Raw genomic sequence first — 25,516 nt, forward strand, 5'->3', positions numbered from 1 at the left:
AGTCATGGCCAGCCTGGCTGAAGAGCGACCCGCCGCCGACCTGGAAGCCTTTCGTTTGGAAGTGCGCGACTGGATCGAGGCAAACTTCCCGAAATCCCTGAAAGGCGTGGATATGTCGCTTTCCGCGCTGGAGGGACCGTCCGAAAAGACGCCCGACCGCGAGGCCTGGCGGATCGCCGTTGGCGAGAAGGGATGGGGCACACCAACCTGGCCGCGGCAATATGGTGGCGGTGGCCTGACGGGTGCCGAAGCGAAGATCATCCAGCAGGAATTCACCCGCGCCGGCGCATCCAATCCCATCGGCGGTATGGGCGTGATGATGTTTGGTCCGACGCTGCTGGAGTATGGCAGCGAAGAACAGAAAATGGAGCATATTCCGGCGATCTGCAAAGCCGAGGTGCGCTGGTGCCAGGGCTATTCGGAGCCCAACGCCGGATCCGACCTCGCCAACCTCCAGACCTTTGCCGAGGATTGCGGTGACCATTATCTGGTCAACGGACAGAAAACATGGACATCGGGTGGCCAATGGGCCGATAAATGCTTTGCGCTGGTCCGCACCGACAAGAGCGACAAGCACAACGGCATCAGCTTCCTGTTGATCGACATGACCTCTCCGGGCGTGGAGGTGCGGCCGATCAAGATGATTTCCGGTGTCTCCCCCTTTTGTGAGACTTTTTTCACCAATGTGAAGGTGCCGAAGAAGAACCTCGTCGGCGTCGAGGGGCAAGGCTGGACGATCGGCAAGCGCCTGTTGCAGCATGAACGGACCAACATCGGGTCCGGCGCGCGCAACATGGTGTCGATCTCCGCCCTCGCGAAGAAGCAGATCGGTGTCGATGAGCAGGGACGGATCGCCGACCCGGAGTTGCGCGCACGGATCGCCCGTCTCGAAATGGACGGCATGGCCTTTTTCCAGACGGCGATGCGAGTGCAAGCCGAAGGCGGCGTGTCGGTGGCATCATCGATCCTCAAGACCAGCGGCACCAAGCTGGCGCAGGAACGGGCCGAGCTGATCATCGAGATCATGGGCATGCAGGGCCTTGGCTGGGAAGGCGAAGGCTTTTCCGAAAAGGAACTGGAAGCGGTGCGTGGCTGGCTGTTCGGCAAGGCGACGACCATCTTTGGCGGATCGACAGAAATCCAGACCAATATCGTCGCCAAGCGCATCCTCGGGATGCTCGACCATCAGTGATGCGGGGTTTCACAGGACAGGCAAACCGACGCAAATAGAGAAAAACGGCCCTTCGACAGGCTCAGGACGAACCGGGTTTGGTCAAGGGTGGCGGAGAGTTTCACATGGCAAAACTGAGTGAAGAGCAAGTGATGCTGCGCGACATGGCGCAGACGTGGACCCGCAATGAATCGCCCTATGGCGCCTGGCGCAAGGTGCGCGATGCCGACACGGCGGCGGGATTTGACGCGGGCGTCTATCGCCAGATGGCCGAGATGGGCTGGACCGGAATTGTCGTGCCCGAAGCGCATGGCGGAACCGATTTTGGCTGGATGAGCCTGGGTCTGGTTGTGCAGGAAATCAGCCGCACGCTGACGGCGAGCCCGCTGGTGCCATCATCGCTGGCAGCGGCGGCGATCAGCATGGGCGGCAGCGACGCGCAAAAGGCGAAATGGCTGCCCGGCATTGCCGACGGGTCGGTGGTCGGCACGCTGGCGGTCGATGAAGGGCCGCGCCATGGCGGAGCGATTGCCACCAGTGTCAACGGCGGCAAGCTCTCTGGGACCAAAGCCTTTGTCGCCGAGGGTGACAGCGCCCATCTGTTCATCGTCGCGGTGCAGGATGGCGTATACATCGTCGATGGCAGCGATGCCGGGGTCATCCGGTCGCGCCGGCACATGGTCGATTTCCGCAGCCATGCCATGGTCAATTTCGACGGGGCGGCGGCGGAAAAGCTGGAGCATGGCGGCGATGACCTGATCGACCATCTGATCGCCCGAGCGCGGATCATGACCGCGTGCGAAATGTTCGGCATGGCGAGCGAGGCGTTTGACGTAACGCTGGCCTATCTGAAGCAGCGGGTGCAGTTCAATCAGGTGCTGGCGACATTCCAGGCGCTGCAACACCGCATGGCGGGCCTGTTCAGCGACATCGAGATCACAAGGTCAGCGATCGAGAGCGCGCTGGTCGCGCTCGATTCCGGGGCTGATGCCCGCTTGTCGGGGGTTATGGCCAAGACGCGGGCCAATGACACGCTGCATGTGATGAGCCGCGAGGCGATCCAGCTGCATGGCGGCATCGGCATGACCGATGAATATGACATCGGTTTCGTGCTGAAGCGTGCCCGGCCGCTGGAAGCGGCCTGGGGCAACAGCGCCTATCTGCGCGACCAATTTGCCCGGATGAACGGTTATTGAGCCATTGAGGCAAAGGCGAAAAAGGGCGGTGGCAAGAAACTATTGCCGCCGCCCTGCTTGCGGCTGAACGCGGAGGGGACCAAGGCACTGCGCAATGGCTGAGGGCGATCAACAGGGGATGGCGGAACGCGAGGCGGCATTTGCCGCCGAGATGGAGCGCAACCTCAAGCGCAACATTATCGCCAATTTCCTGCACGGCATGCTGGGCATGACCGGGTTTCGGATTGTCTATGCGCCAACCCTGATCCCAGCCTGGTTGCAGATGATTTCAGGCAGCCCGCTGATTGTCGGGCTGGGCCAATCGCTGTTGCAGGTCGGCCTGTTTGCCTCCCCCCTGTCGAGCGCGGCGCTGATCGAGCATCGCAAGCGCATCATGCCCATGGCGATGCGGTTCGGTTCCCTGATGCGGTTGCAGGTACTGGGACTGGCGCTGGCGGGGTATTTCCTTGGCGGCTGGCTGCTGGTGACGCTGACCCTGTTGATGCTGTTGCTGCTCGGCGTGTTCAATGGGATGCAACGCGTCGCTTTCCAGATGTTGTTGTCCAAAGTCATCCCGATGGACCGACGCGGCCGGTTGCAGGCGTGGCGCAACGTCACCGGCGGTATCATTGCCGCTATTTTGTCGTGGGTCGCTGGTGAATGGCTGATTGACGGCAATGTCTGGGGCAATGGTTATGCCACGACATTCCTGATGGCCTTTGTTCTCACGAGTCTGGGGCTGGTGGCGCTGCAATGGGGTGTACGCGAGCCGGATTCTGTCTCTGTGCGGCCACAACTATCGCTGCGTGAGCGGATGCGCGACGTACCGGCGCTGATTGGCGACATCAATTACCGCTGGTTCCTGATCGCCCAGGCCATGGCGATGGCCGGGCGGATTGCCGCGCCGTTTTACATATTGATTGCCGCCGACCACATGCCACTCGACGGGACCACCATCGGCCTGCTGAGTCTCGCCTTTCTGGGCGCTGACACATTGTCCAACCTGTTGTGGGGCTATTCGGGAGACAGGGCAGGTTATCGTGCCACCTTTATCGCATCGATGGTCTTTACACTGGCCGGGCTGACCCTGTTGGTGCTTTGGCCCACTCCCGCCGCGACCATTGCCGCCTTTTTCGCCTTTGGTATCGGCAGTTCAGGCTATCAGATGAGCGCCCAGACGATGGTGCTGGAATTCGGTTCCCGCGAGGACCTGCCCATGCGGATTGCCCTGTCGACCACGGTTGAGGGTGGGGTTTCAGCCATCGCCCCGCTGATTGGTGGTGCCCTTCTCTATTGGGCCGGGGTTGGACCATTGGTGATCGCCGCATCCGTGCTGAACGTGGCAGCGTTGCTGGCGTTGCTGTTCAAGGTTGAAGAACCGCGCAGCCATGTGCCGCCTGTCTATGAAGATTGACACCGACGCTGGCGTTCAATCATCGAAAAGGCCGTTGGCAAGCGTGGAGGCATAGGCACCGATGGCGATGGCCGGCTCCATGCCGGCAGCCCAGCCGCGCAGTTCATAAGCCGAATTGATCGTACACATCAGCATCTGGCTGGCGATCATCGGGTCAACCGCACGGATCGACCCTTCGGTAATGCCATCGGCGATCATGCCGGCAAATCCGCGGGCGATCCTGTTGCTGCTGTCGATCACCCCGCCGCGGAATTCAGACGGCAAAGCCTGAAGCGCGGTGGTGCGCAGCAAGGGCCCACGTTCGGAAAACTGGACATCAAGCAAGGTGGCAAAGGCGATAAGTAGGCGTTGCTGCCAATCCTGCCCTGCCCTTTCGGCCTGGCGCTGGGCACGGGTGACGGTGGCGAAGCTGCGGCGGAAACAGGCGAGGACCAGATCATCCTTGGCCTGGAGATGATGATAGAAGCTGCCCTTTGTCACATTGAGTTCGGAGGCGATGCGTTCGACAGAGGCACCGCGATAGCCGCGCTCGTTGATCAGCCGAGTCGCGGCCTGGAGGAATTTCTGTTGCGCCTGGCCAGCATCGTCATCGAGCGCGATGTCGAGGGGGACCGCAGCACCGTTGGCCACGCCATCAGGAATGAAGCCATGATCGAACATCTGCATCATTCGGTCGAGGATGCGGGGAAAGTCATGGCGGCTGTAATCGCCCAGCCAGGCCGGGAGCCAATAGACATTTTCGAGGAGGACATGGACACGGGCGACCAGCCGCGCCTTGTTGGCGGCATCCCCATCCGGCCCGAAGAAGCCCCGCACGCGACGCATGATCACGCGGTAACGGTCCGACAGGGTGACACGGACCGGATCATCCATGGTACGGATATCGGAGAGAACGGTAATCGGTCGCGCTTCACCGGCCCTGACCTTTGCCAACAGATCGATATTGAGTTCGAGATAGCGGCGAACACGTGACCGCGGGTCAGGCGCCCGGGCGGCTTCCTCCACCATCTCCTCTATCCGTTCGAGGGCGCGATGGTAGCAGGCGACGGCGAGATCATCGCGCCGCTTGAAATAGTAAGTGACGCTGGCGGTGTTGAGGCCGACCGCCTCAGCGACGGCCGCGAGGGTCATCCCCGCCGTGCCCTTTTCGTTGATCAGCGCCGAGGCAGCGTCGAGCACCAGCTGCTTTTTTTCCTGAAAGCGGCGGGTTTCGCGGGCCGCACCGGAGGCATCAGAAGTGGCGAGCCTGACCATCAGGCGAACAGCGCCTTCAATTCGCGCTTGAGGATTTTGCCCTGGGCATTGCGCGGCAGGGTCTCATCGCAGAAGATGATCCGTACCGGTACCTTGAAGGCAGCGAGGCGAGCGCGGACCCAGTCGCGCAATTCCTCCTCGGTCGCGGTGGTGCCCGGTGCGAGGTGGACGACAGCGGCGGGCTCCTCTCCCAAGGTGCGGTGGGGAATGCCGACAAGCGCAGCGTCCATCACTGCAGGATGATCGTAGAGGACATTTTCGACCTCGGTCGAATAGATATTCTCCCCGCCGCGGATGATGATGTCCTTGGCGCGATCGAGAATGAAGAGGAAGCCTTCCTCATCGATTTTGGCGAGGTCCCCGGTGCGGACCCAGCCATCGACAAAGGTTTCGGCGGTGGCTTCGGGCTTGTTCCAATAGCCGGCGACGATCATCGGCCCGCGTGCCCAGAGTTCGCCAATGCTGCCGCGCGGAAGGACGGTGACGCCATCCTCGGCGCGGATTTCGAGATCGGCGACCGCAACCGCTGGGCCGGCACTGGTCGGGCGGTTGAGATAATCCTCGCCCGAATGGGTGGTGACGGTGGCTGAAGTCTCGGTCATCCCCCAGCCATTGCCGGGCTGTGCGCCGAATGTGTCGCGGATCTGCCGCACCAGTTCAGGCGCGGAGGGCGCGCCGCCGTAGCCAATGGTTTCGAGGCTGGAGAGATCATATTTCTCGCGGTCGGGATGTTCGAGCAATTGCCAGGCGATGGTCGGGACGCCGCCGGTGGCGTTGACCCGCTCCCGCTCGATCAACTGCATCGCCTTTACCACATCCCATTTGTGCATGAGGATGATGCGATGACCGGCGAACAGCACGCCCATCAGCGTCGCGCTGCACGCGGTGGCGTGGAACAGCGGGATGACGGTGAGCATCGTCTTGCGTTGCGGCGCGGGCAGTGCCTCTCCCTTGCGCAGGACGGCGCGGGCAGCCGCATAGGCGCTCGACAGGATGTTGGTGAGGAGGTTGCGGTGGGTGCCGAGCGCGCCCTTGGGTCGGCCGGTGGTGCCGCTGGTGTAGAGGATGGTCGCCGGATCATCAGGCGCGATGTCGGCTGGCGGCAGGTCGGTATCGGGCAGGCTGGCCCAATCGGCGGTGGTGCCGATGATGGCTTCGAGCGGGCGGGCACCAAAGCCGGGCTCGCCGGGGTGGCGGGCGACGAGGATGTGGGCGAGCGCCGGGGCCTCGGTGAGGTGCGGGCCAATGAGGTCGAGCCGTTCGGGATCGCAGATGAGCAGCTTTGCTCCCGAATCGCTGAGGCCATAGGCAAGCTCGTCGCCGGTCCACCAGGCGTTGAGCGGCACGGCAATCGCGCCGAGCACGGTGGCGGCGAAAAAGGCGACCGGCCATTCGGGGAGGTTGCGCATGGCGATGGCGACCCGGTCCCCCTTGGTCACGCCGAGCAGCGTCAGTTCGCCGGCAAGCGCGGCCACTGCCCGGAACCAGGATTCGAAACTGATGCGCTCGCCCTCATATTGGAGGAATTCGAGGTCGCCGTGGGTGCGGGCGTGGCGTGCGAGATGGGCAAGCGACGGTAGCGCATTCTTCCATACGCGGGTGGGGATGCCGCGGATGGTGGCGACATCCATCTCGAACGGGGCACCAGGCGCACAGAGCAGGCGTTCCACTTCGCTGACCGACATGGCGGGCCAGCCGGGGGGCGGGCCGTTCTCGGCAGCGGGGGCGAGCACAGTCTCTTGCGTCATCATCATCTCCCGAACGGTGCCGACCTGTGTCGGGCGGTCACCGATTCTGTCCGGCAGGACAGGCAGGTCGAGAGGCTAGCGCGATTAACCTCGCTGATGCGAGAAAATTCTTAATCGCAGTATGGTGATTGCGAAGCAGGCGGTTATGCGGCAGTGCAGCATTCCCTCCCAACCGCAAGGACAAGCCGCGATGACCACCGACGAACAGCCCGCCGAAACCATCGAAGGCCGCGTCGAGCAGTTGCTGCGGCTGCTCGATCTGACGCCCAAGGGCGAGCTGCTGTTCACCGGTTCACGCCAGCCGGGCGGTCAGGGCCGGGTGTTCGGCGGACAGGTGATCGCGCAGGGGCTGATGGCGGCGATGAAGGATGTCGAGCCGTCACGCCATCTCCATTCGCTGCACTGCTATTTCATGCGCGCGGGCGATGAGTCGCAGGAAATCGACTATCAGGTGCGGCAGGATTTTGACGGTGGCAGTTTCTCGACCCGGCGGATCATCGCGCTGCAATCCGAGCGGCCGATCCTGACGATGACCGCATCGTTCCACAAGCTGGAGGAAGGGTTCCACCATCAGGAGCCGATGCCCAATGTCCCCGGCCCCGACGTGCTGATGACCGAACAGGAGCGGATCGCGCAGGAGACCGACCCGCAAAGCGCGGCGCTGCTCAACCGGTTCCAGGCAATGCGACCGATCGAGGTGCGGCCGATCGAGCGGCGGTCGATCGCGCGGCCCGAACCGCAGCAGCCCTTTGCCCATTGCTGGATGCGGCTGGGCGCGCCGATTGGCGATGACCTGAACCTGCACCGCGCCATCCTCGCCTATGCGTCGGACATGATGCTGCTCGGCACCTGCGCGCTGCCACACGGGGTCAATTGGCAAGTGCCGGGGTTCATGAACGCCAGCCTCGACCACGCTGTGTGGTTCCACGACGATTTCCGCGTCGATGACTGGCTGCTCTATGCGATGGACAGCCCCTGGGCGGGAAGAGCGCGCGGGTTCAACCGCGGGCGTTTCTATACACGTGACGGCAGGCTGGTGGCGAGTGTCGCGCAGGAAGGGCTGATCCGGTACAGAAAGCCGGCGTGAGAGGCGCATAGCGGCACCCACCCCAACCCCTCCCTTGGAAGGGAGGGGCCTTGAAGCCGGAGCTTAGCCTGAAATGGTGCTGCCGCCGTCGACGACGATGGTCTGGCCGTTGATGTAGGCCCCGGCGCGGCTGCCGAGGAGCAGGGCGGCGCCGGCGAGGTCTTCGGAGATACCCATGCGGCGCATCGGGTGCTGCGTGTTGAAGCGCTCCTCCGCCGCCGGATTGTCCCACAGCGCCTTGGCGAAATCGGTGCGGATCAGGCCGGGGGCGATGCAGTTGGTGCGGATGTTGTGGCGGCCATATTCGACCGCATAGTTGCGGGCGATCTGCATGTCGGCGGCCTTGGAAATGCAATAGGCGCCGATGGTTTCCGAACCCTTCAGGCCGCCAATCGAGCTGACGATGATGATCGCGCCGTCCTTTTTCTCGATCATGTCCGGCAGGACAAGCTGCGCCAGCCAGTGGTTCGACAGGATGTTGTTGTCGAGGATCTTGCGGAACTGTTCGTCCGAGATGCCGCCGGCCGGGCCGTAATAGGGGTTGGACGCGGCATTGGCGACGAGGATGTCGATAGGACCAAAGGCATCACGCGCCCTAGCCACCATGTCCTCAAGCGCCGCCTTGGACGAGATGCTGGCAGGGATAGCCACCGCCTTGCCCTGCCCGCGCGCGTTGATTTCGGCGGCGACGGCCTCGCAGGCTTCCGCCGTGCGGCTGGAGATGACGACATTGGCACCGTGCAGCGCATAATGTTCGGCAATCGCCTTGCCGATGCCACGGGTCGAGCCGGTGATGATCGCGGTCTTGCCGCTGAGGTCAAAGAGGGATTGCATGGGGGTCTCCTGTTAGGCTGGACGGGAGGGACGGCGGCGGTTGCGTTGTGGCGCATCAGCGGGCCTGCCCCTCCACCATCCTGCGGATGGTCCCCCTCCCCTGAAGGGGAGGATGGGCTCAGGCCGAGGGGTTGACGAGATATTTGGTGCCGGTGGCCTTGGCCTGATAGGCCTTGGCAATCTCCGGATTGAGCATGTCCCTGAGGCTGATGTCGGCAGTGTAGTGGCTGGCGAAGATGCCATTGCGTTCGTCGATGACACGCTGGCGCATGCCGGCGACTTCGCCCGGCATCTTCATCAGCTGCGGGGTCAACAGCCAGCCGCCAATGCCCCATTGCAGGCCAAAGCTGCGGTTGAATTCGGTCGGGCCGGTGTCGAGCGAGCCGTAGATATAGACCTGTTTGTGGACGGTCGAACCATAGACCGAGAAGCCTGCGCCGGTGCGGGCGGCGGCGGCCTCCATCGCGGTGAGGATCTGCCCGGCAAGCTTGCCACCGCCGATGGCGTCAAAGGCGAGCGTCGCGCCCGTGGCGACGAGCGCGTCAACGAGACGGTCGAAGAAATCGGGGGTCGAGCTGTCGATGACATGGTCCGCACCCAGCCCCTTGAGGATGGCGACCTGTTCCGCCGAGCGGACTATGTTGACCAGCTGCACCCCTTCGGCCTGGCACAGGCGGACGAGCATCTGGCCGAGGTTCGAGGCAGCAGCGGTGTGGACGAGCGCGCTATAGCCTTCACGGCGCATGGTGGCGATCATCGACAGGGCGGTGAGCGGATTGACCGTCAGCGACGCACCTTCACGGGCGGTCGCGCCTTCGGGCAGGACCATCGCGTCGGAGACTTTCACCACACGGTATTTGCGGTACATCGCCCCGCCAAAGGTGGCGACGACGCGGCCGACCAGCGCCTGCGCCGCCGCCGAGGCGCCAGCGGCGACAACGGTGCCCGCGCCTTCGTTGCCGACCGGCATCGGCTGATCGAGCCGGGCGGTGACCATGCGCGCCATGTGCGGGAAAATGTCCATCACCAGCGTCGGGTTGGCGGCGCTGCTGTCAACGCGGGCGGTGCTGACATCGCCGGGGCCGAACAGCAAGCCGAGGTCCGACGGGTTGATCGGCGTCGCTTCGACGCGGAGCAGCAGTTCGTCATCGGCGAGCGGGGCAAGTACCTGCGGCTCGAGCGTCACCTTCATGGTGCCGTCGCCGGTAGCGGTCGAAAACAGGGCCAGGCCATCGGTGGGCAGGTCGCTCATGTGTTTCTCCTCAAGAGTCTTTGATGATGGTTTCTGGCGCGCAGACTAGGCGCTGTGCGGGGCTGGCCCAAGCGCTTTTTGTAAAAGGGGTATGGTTGGACGGCTTGCCGTTGCGGCATCCGACGATGGCAGGAGCATCGATCAATGCTTGACTCGTTCCGGCGGCATGGCATTTTAGAACAAAGTAAGAACATTGAACGGAATCGCCATGAGCGAGTCGGCGCACGCCCTCTCCCGCTTGCGGCGGCAACTTGCCGCCATCGAGCGACAGCAGCAAACGGCAACGGCGGACCCGGAGCGGGTGCCGACCGGTCATGCCGCGATCGACGCCGCGCTGGACGGCGGGATGATGCGCGCGCGGTTGCACGAGCTGTTTGCCGCCGAGGCCGAGGATGCAGCGGCGGTGGCAGGCTTTGCCGCGATGCTGGCGCGGCAGGCGGGTGGGCCGCTGGTGTGGTTGCGGCAGGATGAGGCGCAGCGGCGCGGCGGCGGGCTGTACGGGCCGGGACTGGCCGAGATCGGCCTTGATCCGGCGGTGCTGACCATCGCCCTGCTGCCCGATGCGCTAGCCATCCTGAAGGCGGCGGCGGAGGTGGTGCGATGCCCGGCGGTGGGTGTGGCGGTGATCGAGCTGTGGCAAGGGGCCCCTGCCCTCGACCTGACCGCGAGCCGGCGGTTGGCAATGGCGGCCGAGCAATCAGGCGTCACCGCGCTGATGCTGAGGGTGGCGGCCGAACTGGTGCCATCGGCGGCCTGGACACGCTGGCAGGTGACATCGGCACCATCGGCCCCTCTGGAGGCCAATGCCCCCGGTCATCCGGCGCTCGACCTGACAATCATGCGACAGCGTGGCCGCCCGGCGGGCGGGCGCTGGTTAGTGGAGTGGAACCGTGAGCAAGGCTGTTTCATCGAACCGGGTAGTCGCAACCGGCGCGACGAAGAGCCCGTCACCCGCCGAATCGGCAGCGCCATCGCCGCCGTTTATGGCGGCAAATCCGGCGCGGCCGCCCAAGGGAGGCACGCGGGCGCAGCGGCGCTTTCTCGCCCTGACCTTTCCCTTTCTGTCGACCGATCGGCTGCATAGCGAGCGACGGGCGGCGGGGCGCGAGCCATGGCCGGTACCGATCGCCTGTGTCGAAAAGCATCGCGGTGCGGTGATATTGACTGCTGTCGATGAAGCGGCGGCGGCACAAGGCCTGGCCCCCGGCCTGTCGCTGGCCGATGCGCGGGCACGCGTGCCCGATCTGGAAACGATCGAGGCCGATCCGCTGGCCGATGCGCGCTGGCTGGAGGCGTTGGCTGACATGGCCGACCGCTATACGCCGCTGGTCGCGCTCGACCCGCTAGACGGGCTGACGCTCGATATCACCGGTGCGGCGCATCTGTTCGGTGGTGAGAGGGCGATGGCGGCAGATGCCGAGGAACGGATCGGCGCTATGGGCCTGTCGCTGCGCCATGCCTTTGCCGGCACGCCCGAGGCGGCGCAGGCGCTGGCACGGTTCCAGACGGTGCCCGCGCCCGACGAGGAGGCGGCGATCCGCCGCCTGCCGATTGCCGCGCTGCGGCTGGAGGAAGAGGCGGTGACCGGATTGCGCCGGGCCGGGCTGCGCACGATTGGCGACCTTGCCGGACGGCCCACCGCGCCGCTCTCCGCCCGCTTTGGCGAGGAAGCGAGCGAGGCGCTGGCACGCATGTTGGGGCGCAGCGACAGCCGCCTGTCACCGCGCCGGGTGCCGCCGGCGCTGGCCTTTGCCCGGCGTTTTGCCGAGCCACTGGCACGGACCGAAGAGGCGGTAGCGGTGATCGGGGAACTGGTGCGCGAGGCGGCGCAGAGGCTCGAGGCGCGCGGCAAGGGCGGGCGGCGCTTTGCCGTACGGCTGTTCCGCAGCGATGGCGCGGTGCGCGATCTGGCGGTCGAGACGAGCCTGCCGGTGCGCGATGCCGAGGTGGTGATGCGCCTGTTCGCCGAACGGATCGACGCGCTGGCCGACCCGATTGACCCCGGCTTCGGTTTTGACCTGATCCGGCTGGCAGTGCCGCGGCTCGATGATGTCGCGCCGACGCAGCTGGTGCTCGAAGGCGGCAGCGCAAGCAACGCGGGCAAGGATGAGGCGGCGCTGGTGGCGCTGGGCGACCGGCTGGCGACCCGGCATGGCGAGGGGCGGGTACGGCGGCTGATTGAGCAGGACCGGCATATCCCAGAGCAGGGCGTGCTGGCACTGCCGCTGGTTTCCGCGCCGCCGCCGGCGCCATGGCAGGGGGAGCGTGAGGAGGGCGAGCCGCCGACCCGGCCGATCCATCTGTTCGACCCGCCGCAACCGATCCAGGTGATGGCCGAAGTGCCCGATGGCCCGCCGCAGCGGTTCCGCTGGCAGCGGCGGCTGCATGATGTCACCCGCTATGAGGGGCCGGAGCGGATTGCCGCCGAATGGTGGAACCGCGACACGCCGGGGCTGACCCGCGATTATTACCGCGTCGAGGATGCGCGCGGGCGGCGGCTGTGGGTGTTCCGCCATGGCCTGTATGGCGACGAGGTGCGCGATCCCGGCTGGTATGTGCATGGCGTATTTGTGTGAGAAGCGGCCATGACCGCCTTTGCCGAGCTGGTCGCGGCGACAGCCTTTTCCTTTTTGCGCGGGGCGTCGCATCCGGGGGACATGGTCGGCCGGGCGCTGGAGCTGGGCATGAGCGGCATCGGCATTGCCGACCGCAACACGGTGGCGGGGGTGGTGCGGGCGCATGTCACGCTGCGTCGTGCGCGCGAGGATGCGGCGGAGGAAGGCATCACCCTGCCCGACTTTCGCCTGGTGGTCGGGGCGAGGCTGGTGTTTGCCGATGGCACGCCCGACATCATCGCCTATCCGGCGACGCGGCACGGCTGGGGGCGGCTGACGCGCCTGCTGACGCTGGGCAACCGGCGGGCGGAGAAAGGCGACTGCATCCTCAGGCTTGATGACCTGATGGAACTGGCCGACGAGATGCTGTTCATCCTGATGGCGGGGCCACGGCAGGAAGCCTTTGTCGCGCGGATGGGCGCGGCCTTTCCCGGCGCGGTGTGGCTGGCGGCGGTGATGCCGCGCGGCGGCAGCGATCATCGGCGGTTGGCGCGGCAATGCGCGCTGGCGGCGCGGACCGGCGTGCCCTTGGTCGCCACCAATGACGCGCTCTATGCCACAGCGGCGCAAAGGCCGCTGCATGATGTCATGACCTGCATCGCCGAAAAGGTGACAATTGCCAGCGCCGGGCGACGATTGCTGGCCAATGCCGAGCGGCACCTGAAGCCGCCGGCGGAAATGGCGCGTCTGTTCCGCACCTGCCCCGAGGCGCTGGCAGCAACCGGGGACATCCTTGCGCGGATCAGCTTCACGCTCGACGACCTGAAATACCAATATCCCGACGAGCCGGTGCCGGGCGGGTGGGAGGCGCAGGACTGGCTCGAGCATCTGACAATGGAGGCCGCGGGGGCGCGCTATCCCGGCGGGATACCGACGAAATTGCAGGGGCTGCTGGCCGAGGAGTTCCGCATCATCCGGGCGCGGCGCTATGCCCCCTATTTCCTGACGGTGCATGACATCGTCCGGTTTGCCCGCAGCCAGGAGCCGCCGATCCTGTGCCAGGGCAGGGGATCGGCGGCCAATTCGGCAGTGTGCTTTTTGCTGGGCATCACATCGGTCGACCCGATGGAATTTGACCTGCTCTTCTCCCGCTTTGTTTCCGAGGAGCGCAACGAGCCGCCCGACATTGACGTCGATTTCGAGCATGAGCGGCGCGAGGAGGTGATGCAGTATATCTATCGCCGCTATGGCCGCCACCGTGCCGCCATCGCCGCGACGGTGATCCATTACCGGCCGCGCAGCGCGGTGCGCGAGGTTGGCAAGGCGCTCGGCTTTTCGGACGATGTGACGGCCAAGCTGAGCGGCACGACCTGGGGCAGCTATTCGATCAGCATGAAGGAGGAGCGGCTGGTCGAGGCAGGCTTTGACCCCGGTAATCCGGCGATGCTGCGCCTGAAGGCGATGGTCGATGCCATCCTGCAATTCCCCCGGCATCTGTCACAGCATGTCGGCGGCTATGTACTGACGCAGGACCGGCTCGACGAGACGGTGCCGATCCACAATGCGGCGATGGAGGACCGGACCTTCATCGAATGGGACAAGGATGACATTGACGCGCTCGGCCTGATGAAGGTCGATATCCTCGCGCTCGGCATGCTGACCTGTGTGCGCAAGGGTTTTGAGCTGATGCGGCGACATGGGCTGGGCGACCATGGGCTGGAGACGATCCCGTGGGAGGACCCGGCGGTCTATGACATGCTGTGCGCCGCCGACAGCATCGGCGTGTTCCAGGTCGAGAGCCGGGCGCAGATCAACATGCTGCCACGGATGCGGCCGCGCTGTTTCTATGACCTGGCGATCCAGGTGGCGATTGTCCGTCCCGGGCCGATCGAGGGGGAGATGGTCCACCCCTATCTCAGGCGGAGGCAGGGCAAGGAAAAGCCTGAATATCCCTCACCCCGCCCGCCCTGGCCGGCGAACGAGCTGGAGGGGGTGCTGGGCAAGACGCTGGGCGTGCCGCTGTTCCAGGAACAGGCGATGAAGCTCGCCATCGTCGCGGCGGAGTTTTCCGACGCCGATGCCAACCGGCTGCGGCGGGCGATGGCGACGTTCCGCAATGTCGGGACGATCAACCAGTTCCGCACCAAGATGGTCGAGGGGATGGTAAGGCGCGGCTATGAGCGCGACTTTGCCGAGCGCTGCTATCGCCAGATCGAGGGGTTCGGCAGCTATGGCTTTCCCGAAAGCCACGCGATCAGTTTTGCCCGGCTGGTCTATGTCTCCTCCTGGCTGAAATGCCATTACCCTGCGGTGTTCGCCTGTGCCCTGCTCAACGCGCAGCCGATGGGATTTTACGCGCCGGCGCAGATCGTCCGCGACGCGCAGGAGCATGGTGTCGAGGTGCGGCCGCTCGACGTCAATGCGAGCGGCTGGGACAATGGGCTGGAGGGGGACCCCCTCGCCCTTAGGATCGGCTTTCGGCAGATGGACGGGTTCCGGCGCGACTGGGCCGAACGGATCGTCGCGGCGCGGGCAGCGGGGGGGCGCTTTGCCGACATGGAAGATGTCGCACGGCGGGCCGAACTGCCACAGGCGGCACTGAAGCGGCTGGCCGATGCCGATGCCTTTGGCTCATTGGGGCTCGACCGGCGCGAGGCGCTGTGGTCAGCGCGGCGCACGCCCGATGGCGAATTGCCGTTGTTCGTCGCGGCGGCAGCACGCGAACTGGCAGCGGAACCTGACATGGCGCTACCCGAAATGGCGGCGGCGGAGCAGGTCGCAGTCGATTACCAGACGCTGCGCCTGTCACTGAAAGGGCATCCGATGGCCCATCTGCGCCCCCTGCTGGTGCCCGACCGGGTGCTGACCTGCGCCGGGGTGAGCGCGGCGCGCAATGGGCGGATCGTCCGGACGGCGGGTGTGGTGCTGGTCCGCCAGCGACCGGGCAAGGGCAATGCGATTTTCATCAGCATCGAGGATGAGACAGGGGTGACCAACATCGTGCTGTGGGCGCGCCTGTTCGAGCGGTACCGGCGCGAGGTGATGGCGGCGCGGCTGATGCTGGTCGAGGGCGAGGTGCAGCGCAGCCCCGAGGGCATCGTCCACCTGATGGCGCGGTATGTCGAGGACCGCTCGCCCCTGCTCGCGCGGCTGACCGACGGCGGAACGCCGGTCACCCTGTCGCGCGCCGATGAATTCCTCCACCCGCAGCACCAGCGCGGCGCGGCCAAAAGCGCCAGCCACCCGCGCAATGTCCGCATCCTGCCGAAATCGCGCGATTTCCATTGAGCCGCAAGGGCCGGGGCAAGGACAGGCAAAAACGCCGTGCAAAACTGCACAGCAGGGGACTTGCTACGGCTGTCCATCTTGCTACGGCAATGGGCCATGACAATGACTGAACAATGGATATTGACCTTTACCTGTCGTGACCAGGTGGGGATTGTCGCGGCAGTGACCGGTGCGCTGGCCGACGCCGATGGCTTCATCATCGACAGCCAGCAATATGCCGATCTGGAGTCCGGCCGCTTTTTCATGCGGGTCGTGTTCCAGCAAGGAGGGGAGGGCTTTCCCGACGATGAGGTCTCGCTACGCCACCTGATCGCCGCCGTTGCAGATAAATTCGACCTCGACTGGACGCTGAACAATGCGGCGCGACGGCCACGCGTGCTGATCGCGGTGTCCAACACCTCGCATTGCCTCAACGACCTGTTGCACCGCTGGTCGATCGGCAGTCTGCCGGTCGAACCGGTCGGGGTGGTTTCCAACCACGAAACATTGCGCAGCCTGACCGAATGGCATGGCTTGCCCTATCATCACCTGCCAGTGGACAAAGCTGACAAGGCTGCCCAAGAGCAAGCCCTGCTCGACCTGTTCCGAGAGAGCCAAGCAGAGCTGCTGGTGCTGGCGCGATATATGCAGATATTGTCAGCCCCGACCGTCGAGGCGCTGGCAGGTCGCTGCATCAACATTCATCACAGTTTCCTGCCCAGCTTCAAGGGAGCCAAGCCGTATCACCAAGCGCATGCGCGGGGTGTCAAACTGATTGGCGCAACCGCCCATTTCGTCACCACCGACCTCGACGAAGGGCCAATCATCGAGCAGCAATCCGACCGTGTTGACCACCGAGACACGGTCGACCACCTGATTGCCAAGGGACGCGATATAGAGGCGCAGGTTCTGGCCCGTGCGGTCAGCTGGATCGCCGAGCACCGCGTTCTGCTCAACGGCCATCGCACCGTCGTTTTCCGCTAACCCCATGGATCAAAGTCTATGACCGACCAGTTTGCCCTGACCGAGGACCAGGTTGCCATTCAGGACATGGCCCGCAAATTCACCGCCGATGCCATCACACCCTTTGCAGCGGAGTGGGATGAAACGGGCCATTTCCCCAAGGATGTGATCAAGTCCGCAGCTGAACTCGGTTTTGCAGCGATTTACGTCTCTGAGGAGAGCGGCGGCATCGGCCTCGGCCGGCTGGAAGCGGCGCTGATCATGGAGGCGATGGCCTATGGCTGCCCGGCCACCAGTGCCTTCATCTCGATCCACAATATGGCAGCGTGGATGATCGACACGTTCGCCAGCACCGAATTGAAGGCGCGCTATCTCCCCGATCTGGTCGGCATGGAGAAGATGGCGAGCTATTGCCTGACCGAACCCGGCTCGGGCTCCGACGCGGCGGCGCTCAAGACCACGGCCCGGCTGGAAGGCGACCATTATGTGGTCAACGGCACCAAGCAGTTCATCTCCGGCGCCGGGGTCAATGACATTTACGTCACCATGGTCCGCACCGGCGGTGATGGTGCCAAGGGCATCAGCTGCCTCGTCATCGACAAGGATATGCCCGGCGTCAGTTTCGGCGCCAAGGAGCGCAAGCTCGGCTGGAACGCGTCGCCTACCGCGCAGGTGATGTTCGACAATGTGAAGGTGCCGGTCGCCAACCGCGTCGGGGCGGAAGGCGACGGTTTCCGCTTTGCCATGGCGGGGCTCGACGGCGGGCGGCTCAACATTGGCGCCTGTTCGCTCGGTGGCGCACAGCGCTGCCTCGACGAGGCGGTCAAATATACCAAGGAACGGCAGCAGTTCGGCCAGCCGATTGCCGATTTCCAGAACACCCAGTTCATGCTTGCCGACATGGTCACCGACCTCGAGGCGGCGCGAGCCCTGCTGTACATGGCGGCAGCAAAGGTTACGGCGGGGGCACCGGACAAGAGCCGCTTTTCGGCCATGGCCAAGCGGCTGGCGACCGACAATGGCAGCAAGGTGGTCAATGACGCGCTGCAACTGTTCGGCGGCTATGGCTATCTGAAAGACTATCCGATTGAGCGATTCTGGCGCGATTTGCGAGTCCATTCGATCCTGGAGGGGACCAATCAGGTGATGCGGATGATCGTAGGACGGGACCTGTTGCGGCAATGACGGACGAAATTTTGACACGCCGGGACGGTGTTGCCGGCATCATCAGCCTCAACCGGCCCAAGGCGATCCATGCGCTGACCCTCGACATGGTCCATGCGATGGTGCCGGCGTTGCAGGCATGGGCCCAAGATGCGGCGGTGAAGGTCGTGATGATCGACCATGCCGAAGGGCGCGGTTTCTGTTCGGGTGGCGACATCGCCTTCCTCCGCAATTCGGCTCTGAACGATGGCGGGGTGTCGGGACGCCAGTTCTTCCAAGACGAATATCAGCTCAACCATCTGATCTTCACCTATGCCAAGCCGGTGGTCGCCTTCATGGACGGCATCACCATGGGCGGCGGCGTCGGCATTTCGCAGCCCGCGCGCTTCCGCGTGGCGACCGAGAACACGCGCTTTGCCATGCCCGAAACAGGCATCGGCCTGTTCCCCGATGTCGGCGGGGGCTGGTACCTCTCCCGCCTGAAGGGGCGACTGGGGCAATATCTGGCGCTGACCGGGGCGCGGCTTGATGGGGCGGAATGCCTGTGGGCCGGCCTCGCCACCCATTATCTCAGCGCCGAGAGCCTGCCCGAAGCCAAGGCGCGGATCGCGGCGGGCGGGGATGCGGAGACGGTGCTCGATGCCCTGTCGGTGACGCCGCCCGAAGCCAGGATCGCCGCCCATGCGGATGCGATTGCGCGGATGTTCAATTCGGACCGCTATGAGGACATCCTCGGCGCGCTGGCCAATGGCAATGCGGAGTGGAATCAGGCAACGCTGGCCACTCTGGCGACCAAGAGCCCGCAAACGTGCAAGGTGGCGCTGCGGCAATTGGCCGACAGCCTGACCTGCGCCGATTTCGCGGCGAACATGGTGATGGAGTATCGCATCGCCAGCCGCGTCCTGACCCGGCCCGACTTTGCCGAGGGCGTGCGGGCGGTGATCGTCGACAAGGACAATGCGCCTGCTTGGAACCCGCCGACGCCGGAAACGGTGAGCGACGAACTGATCGACAGTATTTTTGCGGCTCTGCCCGCCGAAGAGGAATGGAAACCGCTATGACCTATGAGACCATCCTTGTTGAACAGCGCGGCGCGGTGACGCTGATCCGGCTCAACCGGCCCGAGGCGCTCAACGCGCTCAATAGCCAGGTGCTGACCGATTTGATCGATGCCTTTGCCGCCTTTGATGCCGACGACAGCCAGCGGTGTGCGGTGCTGACCGGCAGCGAAAAGGCCTTTGCCGCAGGCGCGGACATCAAGGAGATGTCGTCGCAGAGCTTTGCCGACATGTATGGCAGCAACTTCTTCGCTGGCTATGACCGGGTGACCGCGACCCGCAAGCCGTGGATTGCCGCCGTGTCGGGCTTTGCGCTGGGCGGCGGCTGTGAGCTTGCGATGATGGCGGATTTCATCATCGCCGGCGACAATGCCAAGTTCGGCCAGCCCGAAATCAAGCTGGCGGTGACGCCGGGCATGGGCGGATCGCAGCGGCTGACGCGGGCGATCGGCAAGGCCAAGGCGATGGAAATGTGCCTGACCGGACGGATGATGGGCGCGACCGAAGCCGAAGCGGCCGGGCTGGTGGCGAGGGTCGTGCCGGTGGCGGAACTGGTCGACGAAGCGGTGAAAAGCGCCGAGATCATTGCCGGCATGGCGCCGCTGGCGGCCATCGCCTGCAAGGAAATGGTCAATGCGGCGTTCGAGACGACATTGCAGCAGGGCGTGGTGTTCGAACGGCGGCTGTTCCACGGACTGTTCGGCAGCGAGGATCAGAAGGAAGGGATGGCGGCGTTTATCGAGAAGCGGCCGGGCAACTGGTCGGGCAAGTAGAGGGCGAGATAGAGCGGCTTTTCGCGCCCCCTCACCCTCCTAGCCAATAAGAAAGGGCAGCCTATCCATTTGATAGGCTGCCCTTTTCTTGTTCATAACCGGCAATGACCGCTCAGGCAGCCTCTTTCTGCCGTTCCTGCATTTCGCGGTTGAGCATCTCGGCGAGCTTGAATGCCAGTTCAATGCTCTGAGCCGCGTTGAGACGCGGGTCGCAATGGGTGTGGTAGCGGTCAGCCAGATCGAGCTGGGTAACATCAACCGCGCCGCCGGTGCATTCGGTGACATTCTGGCCGGTCATCTCGATGTGGATGCCGCCGGCATGGGTGCCCATGGCGCGGTGGACGGCAAAGAAGCCCTCGACCTCGCTGAGGATCCGCTCGAACGGGCGGGTCTTGTAGCCATTGTCGGTCTTTATGACATTGCCGTGCATCGGGTCACAGGACCAGATGACCGGATGCCCCTCACGCTTGACCGCGGCAACCAGCGGGGCGAGCCCGGCCTCGACCTTGTCATGGCCATAGCGGCTGATGAGGGTCATCCGGCCGGCCTCCCGCGCGGGATTGAGCGTGTCGAGCAGGCGCAGCAAGGCGTCGGGCTGCATCGACGGGCCGACCTTCATGCCGATCGGGTTGCCGACGCCACGCAGATATTCGACATGCGCCGAGCCTTCAAAACGGGTGCGGTCACCGATCCACAGCATGTGGGCGCTGGTGTCGTACCAATCGCCGGTCAGGCTGTCCTGCCGGGTCAGCGCCTGCTCATAGGGGAGCAGCAGCGCTTCGTGACTGGTGTAGAAGCTGGCGGTCTTGAGCTGGGGCACGCTGTCGGCATCGATGCCGCAAGCGGCCATGAAGTCGAGCGCCTCGCCGATGCGGTTGGCGATGCCGCGATATTGTTCGGCCCAGGGGCTGCGGCCCATGAAATCATGGGTCCAGGCGTTGACCTGGTGCAGGTTGGCATAGCCGCCCTGCGCAAAGGCGCGCAGCAGGTTCAGCGTCGCCGCCGACTGCGAATAGGCGCGGACCATGCGGCGTGGATCGGGCACGCGGCCTTCGGCGGTGAAGGCGATGTCATTGATGATGTCGCCGCGATAGCTGGGCAGTTCGACACCATCGATGCTTTCCATGTCCGCCGAGCGCGGCTTGGCGAACTGGCCCGCCATGCGGCCGACCTTTACCACCGGCAATTTGGAGGCAAAGGTGAGGACGACGGCCATCTGCAGGATGACGCGGAAGGTGTCGCGGATATTGTTCGGATGAAATTCGGCAAAGCTTTCGGCGCAGTCGCCGCCCTGGAGCAGGAAGGCGCGACCGCTGACCACACGGGCCAGATCGGCCTTCAGATTGCGCGCCTCACCGGCAAACACCAGCGGCGGATAATTTGACAGTTCGCTTTCGACCTCAGCCAATGCCGTCGCATCCGGCCAATGCGGCATCTGCCTCGCTTCGGCCTGTTTCCAGCTGTCGGGCGTCCAATTTGCCGCCACGGTTCGTCCTTCCTTCGATCACACTATAAGCACAAGACTGTTGAACCAGCGCCCATGCGCGCAAAATCGGGCTTTGCCTAGTCTGTTTTGCTTGCGCCCGGAAAGACAAATGCATTTTGTCAAGGGACTTGTTTCCGGTGAAACAAATCCCACCTGTGAAAGCGTCCGGATTCAAGCTGCCGGGGTGGGGCACAATTTTGCGACACTTGTCGTTCATCCGGACCTGACATAGCTGGTTGAGACCCATGAGGGCCGCCACCGTGTCAGAATCATCGAACCAGGCGATCAGAGGAAAACAGGTGCCTTTCTCCCCCTCCCCCCGGGCCATGCTGCTTGCAGCGGCGGCCATAACCCTTTCCTTTCCTCCTGCAGTGGCAGTGGCGGCTGAAGATGAAGCCGCAACAGTCGCTGCCGAAGAGACGCAGGAAGCGACCTTTCCCGGTGGCGACACAGGGCCGTCTGCTGATGATGAGGTGGCGGGCGGCGACATCATTGTCACGGCCAGCCGGTCCGCCGCCAGCGTGATTTCGGACATTCCCGCCGACCAGATCCTCGATGAGCAGGCGGTCGCCAGCTATGGCGCCTCCAGCGCCGCTGATCTGGTCGCCGCCCTGTCCGTCCAGACCCGGTCCGGCCGCGGGCGCGGCAGCGGCCCGCCGGTGGTACTGGTCGACGGACGGCGCGTGTCAGGATTCGGCGAAATCCGCAACCTGCCGCCCGAAGCCATCGCCCGGGTCGAAATCTTCCCCGAGGAAGTCGCGCTGGATTATGGCTATGCCGCTGACCAGCGGGTGATCAATTTCATCCTGAAGGACAATTTCTTTGCCATCACCACTGAGGTGGAGGCGGGCGGCGCGACGGATGGCGGGCGCTGGAACCAGGAGGTCGAGGCATCGATATTGAGGCTGCGCGGCAAGTCGCGGCTGAATATCACCGCCGAATATGAGCGATTGACGCCGCTGACCGAAGCCGAGCGGGACATCATCCAGTCACAACCGGCGATCCCGCTGGCGCTGACCGGGGTGATCACGGCGCCGGGCGGCGGAGAGATTGACCCTGCCCTGTCAGCCGCGGCCGGCCGGGCAACAACCATTGCCGGAGTGCCCGCAGGCGGCGGCAGCCTGTCCGCCTTTGCCACCGCGCCGGTGCCGGTCAGTACCGATCAGGCTGCTGTCCGCACGCTTTTGCCTGGTGGCGACACGATCAGTATCGACGCAACGCTGGCCCGGCCGTTGGCCGAACGGGTCAATGGGTCTGCCAACATCCGGTTCGAGCGGGAAACCCGGGACAGCTTGTTGGGCCTGTCCGGCGGCAGCATCACGGTTCCGGGTGCCAATCCGTTCAACCCGATGACCAATGATGTGTTGTTGACCCGCGCCTATGCCCCCGACGGTCCCTTGACCGGCAGCAGCCGCAACGACAGCTATCATGCCGGGGTGAGCAGCGACGGGCGGCTGGGCCGCTGGCGCTGGACGCTGACCGGCAATTATGACCGGGTGGAGACCGAAGCGACAAGCGACCGCGGCGTTGACCTGAACGCGTTGCAGATTGCGGTGAACGCCGGTGCCAATGCCTTTGTCGCCGATCCCGCCGCTTTGGTGACCCTGCTCGCGCCGGACCGGACACAATCGACATCAAGCACCGGCGATGCCGACCTGGTCCTTTCCGGCACCTTGTTCGACCTGCCCGCCGGGCGGGTCCGGACGACATTGCAGGCCGGATGGCGTGGCATCAGTTTTGACAGCCTGTCCGACCGGGCGGGCGTGACGACGCTGACCGACCTGAGCCGCACCGCATGGACCGGCAGCGCCAACATCGACGTGCCGATTGCCAGCCGGTCCGATGATGTATTGGCGGCGCTGGGCGACCTGTCGGTCAATGGCCGTTATGCGTTAAGGGACGTATCCGATTTCCGCACGCTGACCAGCTGGACAGTGGGCGGCACCTGGTCGCCGATCGAGCGGGTCGACCTGATCGCCAGCTGGATCGGCGAGGAAAACGCCCCGAGCGTGAGCCAGCTGGGCGCCCCCTTGCTGGTCACACCATTGCGCGCTGTCTATGACTATAGCCGGGGCGAAACCGTTTTGGCCGATGTCATCACCGGCGGCAATCGAGGGCTGCTCGCGGAGACCCGGCGCGACATGAAGCTGACCGCCAACTGGCGGCCGATTGCCGAAACCGACCTGTTGCTGACCGCGACCTATGGCCGGACGCGCAGCCGCAACACGACATCGGAGCTGCCTGCGCTTACGCCCGAAATTGAGGCCGCTTTCCCCGGAAGGGTGACGCGCGACGCCAGTGGGCGCATCATCAGCGTTGACCAGCGGCCCGTCAATTTCGCCGCGACACGCGGTGAGCAATTGCGCTGGGGCATCAGCTTTTCGCGCAGCTTTGGCCAGCCAGCCGGTGGCCCCGGCGGCGGGCGCGGACCCGGCATGGGCGCGGGCGGACCGCCTCCCGGCGCCGGGGGCCCTCCCCCCGGAGCGGGTAGCCCTGGCGGAGCCGGCGGCCCACAGGCCGGCGCGCCCGGTGGCGGCAGGCCCGGCGGCGGACCGCGCATGGGCGGTGGCGGAATGCGCGGGATGTTCGGCGGCCCCGGCAGCATGGGCGGGCGCTGGTCGCTCGCGGCATTCCACACTGTGCGTTTCCAGGACGAGATTGTCATTCGCCCCGGTGTGCCGGTGCTCGACCTGCTCGACGGTTCGGCAACCGGTGCGAACGGCGGTAGCCCGCGCCATCAGATCGAATTTGACGGCGGCTGGTTCTATCGCGGCTTTGGCGTGCGCGGCAACGGCACCTGGCAATCGGGCACCACGGTCGAAGGCGGTCCGGCGGTGGGCGGTGGCACGGCATCCGACCTGCGCTTTTCAGGCCTGTTCACCGTCAACCTGCGCGCCTTTGTCAACTTTGACCAGCAGACATCATTGGTCGAGGCGGTGCCTTTCCTGAAGGGATCGCGCATCCGCCTGTCAGTCGACAATCTGTTCAACGATCGGTTGAACGTGCGTGACGAGGCGGGGCTGGTTCCGCTGCGGTATCAGCCGGGCCTGATCGACCCGCTCGGTCGACGGGTGGAACTCAGCTTCCGCAAGCAGTTCTGAAAACGGAAAAGGCCGGGCAGTGACGCCCGGCCTTCTTTGTTTGAACCTGCGCTCGGCGGGCAAAGCGCGCCGTTCGCCGATCAGCCAGCAGCCGGGGCCGCCGCTGCACCCGGATCCGGCAGGACGCGGGGGCCGACGTCATCGCTGTCGACATATTTGAGGCTGTCACGGCGCGTGTTGAATTCTTCCGCCGTCGAAGGGGCGAGATTGGGGCGGCCGACCATGATGCCCATGCGGATGGTGCAGCGGACATAATAGGTTTCACCCGGCTCGACTTCGAGCGTCAGCTCGTCGCGCGCCTCACTGCGCGCGTTAAAGCTGTGTGTGCCCGGCGTCAGGTTGAGGATGAAATATTTGCCAGCGCCCAGCGCGCTGATCCGTTCCGTGCCCTGATTGACACCGCACCCCATCGCGCCACCGACCATGGTGCCGGGTCGCCAGAAAATCACCTGACCCATGTCAGCCGGAGCGGTAGGCAGGGTGGTGGGGACCGCCGTGCCATCACCAGCATACGCCGGAGCCGCAACGGCAAGACTGGCTGCAACCGCCGCCATGGCCAATCGCGGCGCTTGGAAAAACTTCATGGGTCATTCTCCTGTTGATGTGGCAGGCGCGGGTGCGTCAACCACGGGTAAAATTTGGGTGGCTGGCGCCGTTACTGGCAGTTCGGGCACAATGGGTTCCACCAGACGGGCCGTAGCCAGCGAACCTGCGGGCACATTGGCGCTGCGGCCGGTGACAAAGGCGCCAACGACACCAACGGCCACGGTTGCGACGAGCGAGGAGGTGGCACCATCCCGCCCGGCAACACCGAGATGGAAGGCGCGCAAGGCAATACGGCGATCACCCCATTGCAGATAGCGGGCAGCAAGGATGAGTTCACCAGCACCCCCGCCCCAGCCACGGTGGCGGGCATGGACCACCTGCCCCTCGCCGCGAATGCCAGCGGGGACAACGTCCCGGTCGCCCAGCATGATTGGCTCAGCCAGTTCGATGGGAAAAAACTGACCCTGCGTCGCGGTTGAAGAACTCACCGAATCGATGATGCGGATGACAATGGGAGTGCCAGCGGGAATCGCAGCGGGAACAGGCGGCGCGGCCTCGCCTGCTCCTTCGGTGCCGCCAGATTGGATCGGCTGCACCGCAGCCTGACCCGAAGCCGATTGAATAATCGCAGTATTTTCAGATGATTGGGCAACTGACGGGGATGGTTC

Annotated in this window: 20 protein-coding genes; 12 read left to right on the forward strand and 8 right to left on the reverse strand. The window is 64.7% G+C overall.

Translation table 11 applies throughout. The annotated features are described in order from the left end of the window. Nucleotides 1–4 precede the first annotated feature (4 nt). From GV829_RS01350 to GV829_RS01360, 3 genes are all read left to right on the forward strand, one after another. Nucleotides 5–1,192 carry an acyl-CoA dehydrogenase family protein gene (locus GV829_RS01350; RefSeq protein WP_169943467.1) on the forward strand — a complete coding sequence of 396 codons (1,188 nt, stop codon included), beginning with the start codon at nucleotides 5–7 and terminating at the stop codon, nucleotides 1,190–1,192. Between the two features lie 104 nt (nucleotides 1,193–1,296). Continuing rightward, the gene (locus GV829_RS01355) at nucleotides 1,297–2,367 is read left to right on the forward strand and encodes an acyl-CoA dehydrogenase family protein (protein ID WP_169943468.1); all 1,071 of its coding nucleotides are present in this window, start codon (nucleotides 1,297–1,299) and stop codon (nucleotides 2,365–2,367) included. Nucleotides 2,368–2,461: 94 nt separating this feature from the next. Then, complete coding sequence (locus GV829_RS01360; protein ID WP_169943469.1) at nucleotides 2,462–3,760, forward strand: MFS transporter; 1,299 nt, start codon at nucleotides 2,462–2,464, stop codon at nucleotides 3,758–3,760. 15 nt (nucleotides 3,761–3,775) lie between these two features. Here GV829_RS01360 and GV829_RS01365 read toward each other — a convergent pair whose 3' ends face one another. Together GV829_RS01365 and GV829_RS01370 are read right to left on the reverse strand one after the other, a co-directional pair. After that, complete coding sequence (locus GV829_RS01365) at nucleotides 3,776–5,014, reverse strand: TetR/AcrR family transcriptional regulator (protein WP_169943470.1); 1,239 nt, start codon at nucleotides 5,012–5,014, stop codon at nucleotides 3,776–3,778. Beyond that, entirely contained in the window at nucleotides 5,014–6,768 is a 1,755-nt protein-coding gene (locus GV829_RS01370) for a class I adenylate-forming enzyme family protein (RefSeq protein WP_169943471.1), read from the reverse strand. The genes GV829_RS01365 and GV829_RS01370 overlap by 1 nt, the downstream gene beginning before the upstream one ends. Before the next feature lie 184 nt (nucleotides 6,769–6,952). On the opposite strand from GV829_RS01370, the gene GV829_RS01375 reads away from it, so the two are divergent. Next, nucleotides 6,953–7,849 carry an acyl-CoA thioesterase gene (locus GV829_RS01375; protein WP_169943472.1) on the forward strand — a complete coding sequence of 299 codons (897 nt, stop codon included), beginning with the start codon at nucleotides 6,953–6,955 and terminating at the stop codon, nucleotides 7,847–7,849. A gap of 63 nt (nucleotides 7,850–7,912) precedes the next feature. On the opposite strand, the gene GV829_RS01380 is transcribed toward GV829_RS01375, so the two are convergent. After that, the gene (locus tag GV829_RS01380; RefSeq protein ID WP_169943473.1) at nucleotides 7,913–8,683 is read right to left on the reverse strand and encodes an SDR family NAD(P)-dependent oxidoreductase; all 771 of its coding nucleotides are present in this window, start codon (nucleotides 8,681–8,683) and stop codon (nucleotides 7,913–7,915) included. A 118-nt stretch (nucleotides 8,684–8,801) separates the two neighbouring features. Further along, nucleotides 8,802–9,935: a zinc-binding dehydrogenase gene (locus GV829_RS01385; protein ID WP_169943474.1), complete on the reverse strand. Its 1,134-nt coding sequence runs from the start codon at nucleotides 9,933–9,935 to the stop codon at nucleotides 8,802–8,804. Nucleotides 9,936–10,143: 208 nt separating this feature from the next. On the opposite strand from GV829_RS01385, the gene GV829_RS01390 reads away from it, so the two are divergent. The 7 genes from GV829_RS01390 (at nucleotide 10,144) to GV829_RS01420 (ending at nucleotide 19,715) form a co-directional block, all read left to right on the forward strand. Then, nucleotides 10,144–11,019, forward strand: coding sequence for an ImuA family protein (locus tag GV829_RS01390; RefSeq protein ID WP_169943475.1), 876 nt, complete (start codon nucleotides 10,144–10,146; stop codon nucleotides 11,017–11,019). Beyond that, nucleotides 10,919–12,511, forward strand: a complete 1,593-nt coding sequence (locus tag GV829_RS01395; protein WP_169943476.1) for a Y-family DNA polymerase — start codon at nucleotides 10,919–10,921, stop codon at nucleotides 12,509–12,511. Before GV829_RS01390 ends, GV829_RS01395 begins: the two co-directional genes overlap by 101 nt. A 9-nt stretch (nucleotides 12,512–12,520) precedes the next feature. Beyond that, nucleotides 12,521–15,778 (forward strand): error-prone DNA polymerase, encoded by a 3,258-nt coding sequence (locus GV829_RS01400; RefSeq protein WP_169943477.1) that lies wholly within the window; start codon nucleotides 12,521–12,523, stop codon nucleotides 15,776–15,778. A 96-nt stretch (nucleotides 15,779–15,874) separates the two neighbouring features. Further along, nucleotides 15,875–16,741, forward strand: a complete 867-nt coding sequence (gene purU, locus GV829_RS01405) for a formyltetrahydrofolate deformylase (protein WP_425505431.1) — start codon at nucleotides 15,875–15,877, stop codon at nucleotides 16,739–16,741. Between the two features lie 18 nt (nucleotides 16,742–16,759). Then, nucleotides 16,760–17,905, forward strand: a complete 1,146-nt coding sequence (locus GV829_RS01410) for an acyl-CoA dehydrogenase family protein (RefSeq protein WP_169943478.1) — start codon at nucleotides 16,760–16,762, stop codon at nucleotides 17,903–17,905. Then, nucleotides 17,902–18,945, forward strand: a complete 1,044-nt coding sequence (locus GV829_RS01415) for an enoyl-CoA hydratase/isomerase family protein (RefSeq protein ID WP_169943479.1) — start codon at nucleotides 17,902–17,904, stop codon at nucleotides 18,943–18,945. The genes GV829_RS01410 and GV829_RS01415 overlap by 4 nt, the downstream gene beginning before the upstream one ends. Further along, on the forward strand, nucleotides 18,942–19,715 hold the full coding sequence (locus GV829_RS01420; protein WP_169943480.1) for an enoyl-CoA hydratase-related protein: 774 nt from the start codon (nucleotides 18,942–18,944) through the stop codon (nucleotides 19,713–19,715). Before GV829_RS01415 ends, GV829_RS01420 begins: the two co-directional genes overlap by 4 nt. Before the next feature lie 112 nt (nucleotides 19,716–19,827). Here GV829_RS01420 and GV829_RS01425 read toward each other — a convergent pair whose 3' ends face one another. After that, nucleotides 19,828–21,201 carry a class II 3-deoxy-7-phosphoheptulonate synthase gene (locus tag GV829_RS01425; RefSeq protein WP_169943481.1) on the reverse strand — a complete coding sequence of 458 codons (1,374 nt, stop codon included), beginning with the start codon at nucleotides 21,199–21,201 and terminating at the stop codon, nucleotides 19,828–19,830. After that, nucleotides 21,116–21,550, reverse strand: coding sequence for a hypothetical protein (locus GV829_RS01430; RefSeq protein ID WP_169943482.1), 435 nt, complete (start codon nucleotides 21,548–21,550; stop codon nucleotides 21,116–21,118). The genes GV829_RS01425 and GV829_RS01430 overlap by 86 nt, the downstream gene beginning before the upstream one ends. A 22-nt stretch (nucleotides 21,551–21,572) precedes the next feature. Here GV829_RS01430 and GV829_RS01435 point away from each other — a divergent pair, with 22 nt between their 5' ends. Next, nucleotides 21,573–24,302, forward strand: coding sequence for a TonB-dependent receptor (locus GV829_RS01435; protein WP_169943483.1), 2,730 nt, complete (start codon nucleotides 21,573–21,575; stop codon nucleotides 24,300–24,302). Nucleotides 24,303–24,382: 80 nt separating this feature from the next. On the opposite strand, the gene GV829_RS01440 is transcribed toward GV829_RS01435, so the two are convergent. Next, nucleotides 24,383–24,886: a DUF2846 domain-containing protein gene (locus GV829_RS01440; RefSeq protein ID WP_169943484.1), complete on the reverse strand. Its 504-nt coding sequence runs from the start codon at nucleotides 24,884–24,886 to the stop codon at nucleotides 24,383–24,385. 3 nt (nucleotides 24,887–24,889) lie between these two features. Then, on the reverse strand, nucleotides 24,890–25,444 hold the full coding sequence (locus tag GV829_RS01445) for a hypothetical protein (protein ID WP_169943485.1): 555 nt from the start codon (nucleotides 25,442–25,444) through the stop codon (nucleotides 24,890–24,892). Between the last annotated feature and the right edge of the window lie 72 nt (nucleotides 25,445–25,516).

The organism is Sphingomonas lacunae, assembly GCF_012979535.1.
In the GTDB taxonomy this organism is placed as follows: domain Bacteria; phylum Pseudomonadota; class Alphaproteobacteria; order Sphingomonadales; family Sphingomonadaceae; genus Sphingopyxis; species Sphingopyxis lacunae.

Excerpts from the sequence above, each read along its gene's own strand:
- GV829_RS01350 (WP_169943467.1), top strand. The coding sequence starts at position 5 with ATGGCCAGCCTGGCTGAAGAGCGACCCGCCGCCGACCTGGAAGCCTTT.
- GV829_RS01355 (WP_169943468.1), top strand. The coding sequence starts at position 1,297 with ATGGCAAAACTGAGTGAAGAGCAAGTGATGCTGCGCGACATGGCGCAG.
- GV829_RS01360 (WP_169943469.1), top strand. The coding sequence starts at position 2,462 with ATGGCTGAGGGCGATCAACAGGGGATGGCGGAACGCGAGGCGGCATTT.
- GV829_RS01365 (WP_169943470.1), bottom strand. The coding sequence starts at position 5,014 with ATGGTCAGGCTCGCCACTTCTGATGCCTCCGGTGCGGCCCGCGAAACC.
- GV829_RS01370 (WP_169943471.1), bottom strand. The coding sequence starts at position 6,768 with ATGATGATGACGCAAGAGACTGTGCTCGCCCCCGCTGCCGAGAACGGC.
- GV829_RS01375 (WP_169943472.1), top strand. The coding sequence starts at position 6,953 with ATGACCACCGACGAACAGCCCGCCGAAACCATCGAAGGCCGCGTCGAG.
- GV829_RS01380 (WP_169943473.1), bottom strand. The coding sequence starts at position 8,683 with ATGCAATCCCTCTTTGACCTCAGCGGCAAGACCGCGATCATCACCGGC.
- GV829_RS01385 (WP_169943474.1), bottom strand. The coding sequence starts at position 9,935 with ATGAGCGACCTGCCCACCGATGGCCTGGCCCTGTTTTCGACCGCTACC.
- GV829_RS01390 (WP_169943475.1), top strand. The coding sequence starts at position 10,144 with ATGAGCGAGTCGGCGCACGCCCTCTCCCGCTTGCGGCGGCAACTTGCC.
- GV829_RS01395 (WP_169943476.1), top strand. The coding sequence starts at position 10,919 with ATGGCGGCAAATCCGGCGCGGCCGCCCAAGGGAGGCACGCGGGCGCAG.
- GV829_RS01400 (WP_169943477.1), top strand. The coding sequence starts at position 12,521 with ATGACCGCCTTTGCCGAGCTGGTCGCGGCGACAGCCTTTTCCTTTTTG.
- purU (WP_425505431.1), top strand. The coding sequence starts at position 15,875 with ATGACAATGACTGAACAATGGATATTGACCTTTACCTGTCGTGACCAG.
- GV829_RS01410 (WP_169943478.1), top strand. The coding sequence starts at position 16,760 with ATGACCGACCAGTTTGCCCTGACCGAGGACCAGGTTGCCATTCAGGAC.
- GV829_RS01415 (WP_169943479.1), top strand. The coding sequence starts at position 17,902 with ATGACGGACGAAATTTTGACACGCCGGGACGGTGTTGCCGGCATCATC.
- GV829_RS01420 (WP_169943480.1), top strand. The coding sequence starts at position 18,942 with ATGACCTATGAGACCATCCTTGTTGAACAGCGCGGCGCGGTGACGCTG.
- GV829_RS01430 (WP_169943482.1), bottom strand. The coding sequence starts at position 21,550 with ATGGCCGCCGCTGCAAGCAGCATGGCCCGGGGGGAGGGGGAGAAAGGC.
- GV829_RS01440 (WP_169943484.1), bottom strand. The coding sequence starts at position 24,886 with ATGAAGTTTTTCCAAGCGCCGCGATTGGCCATGGCGGCGGTTGCAGCC.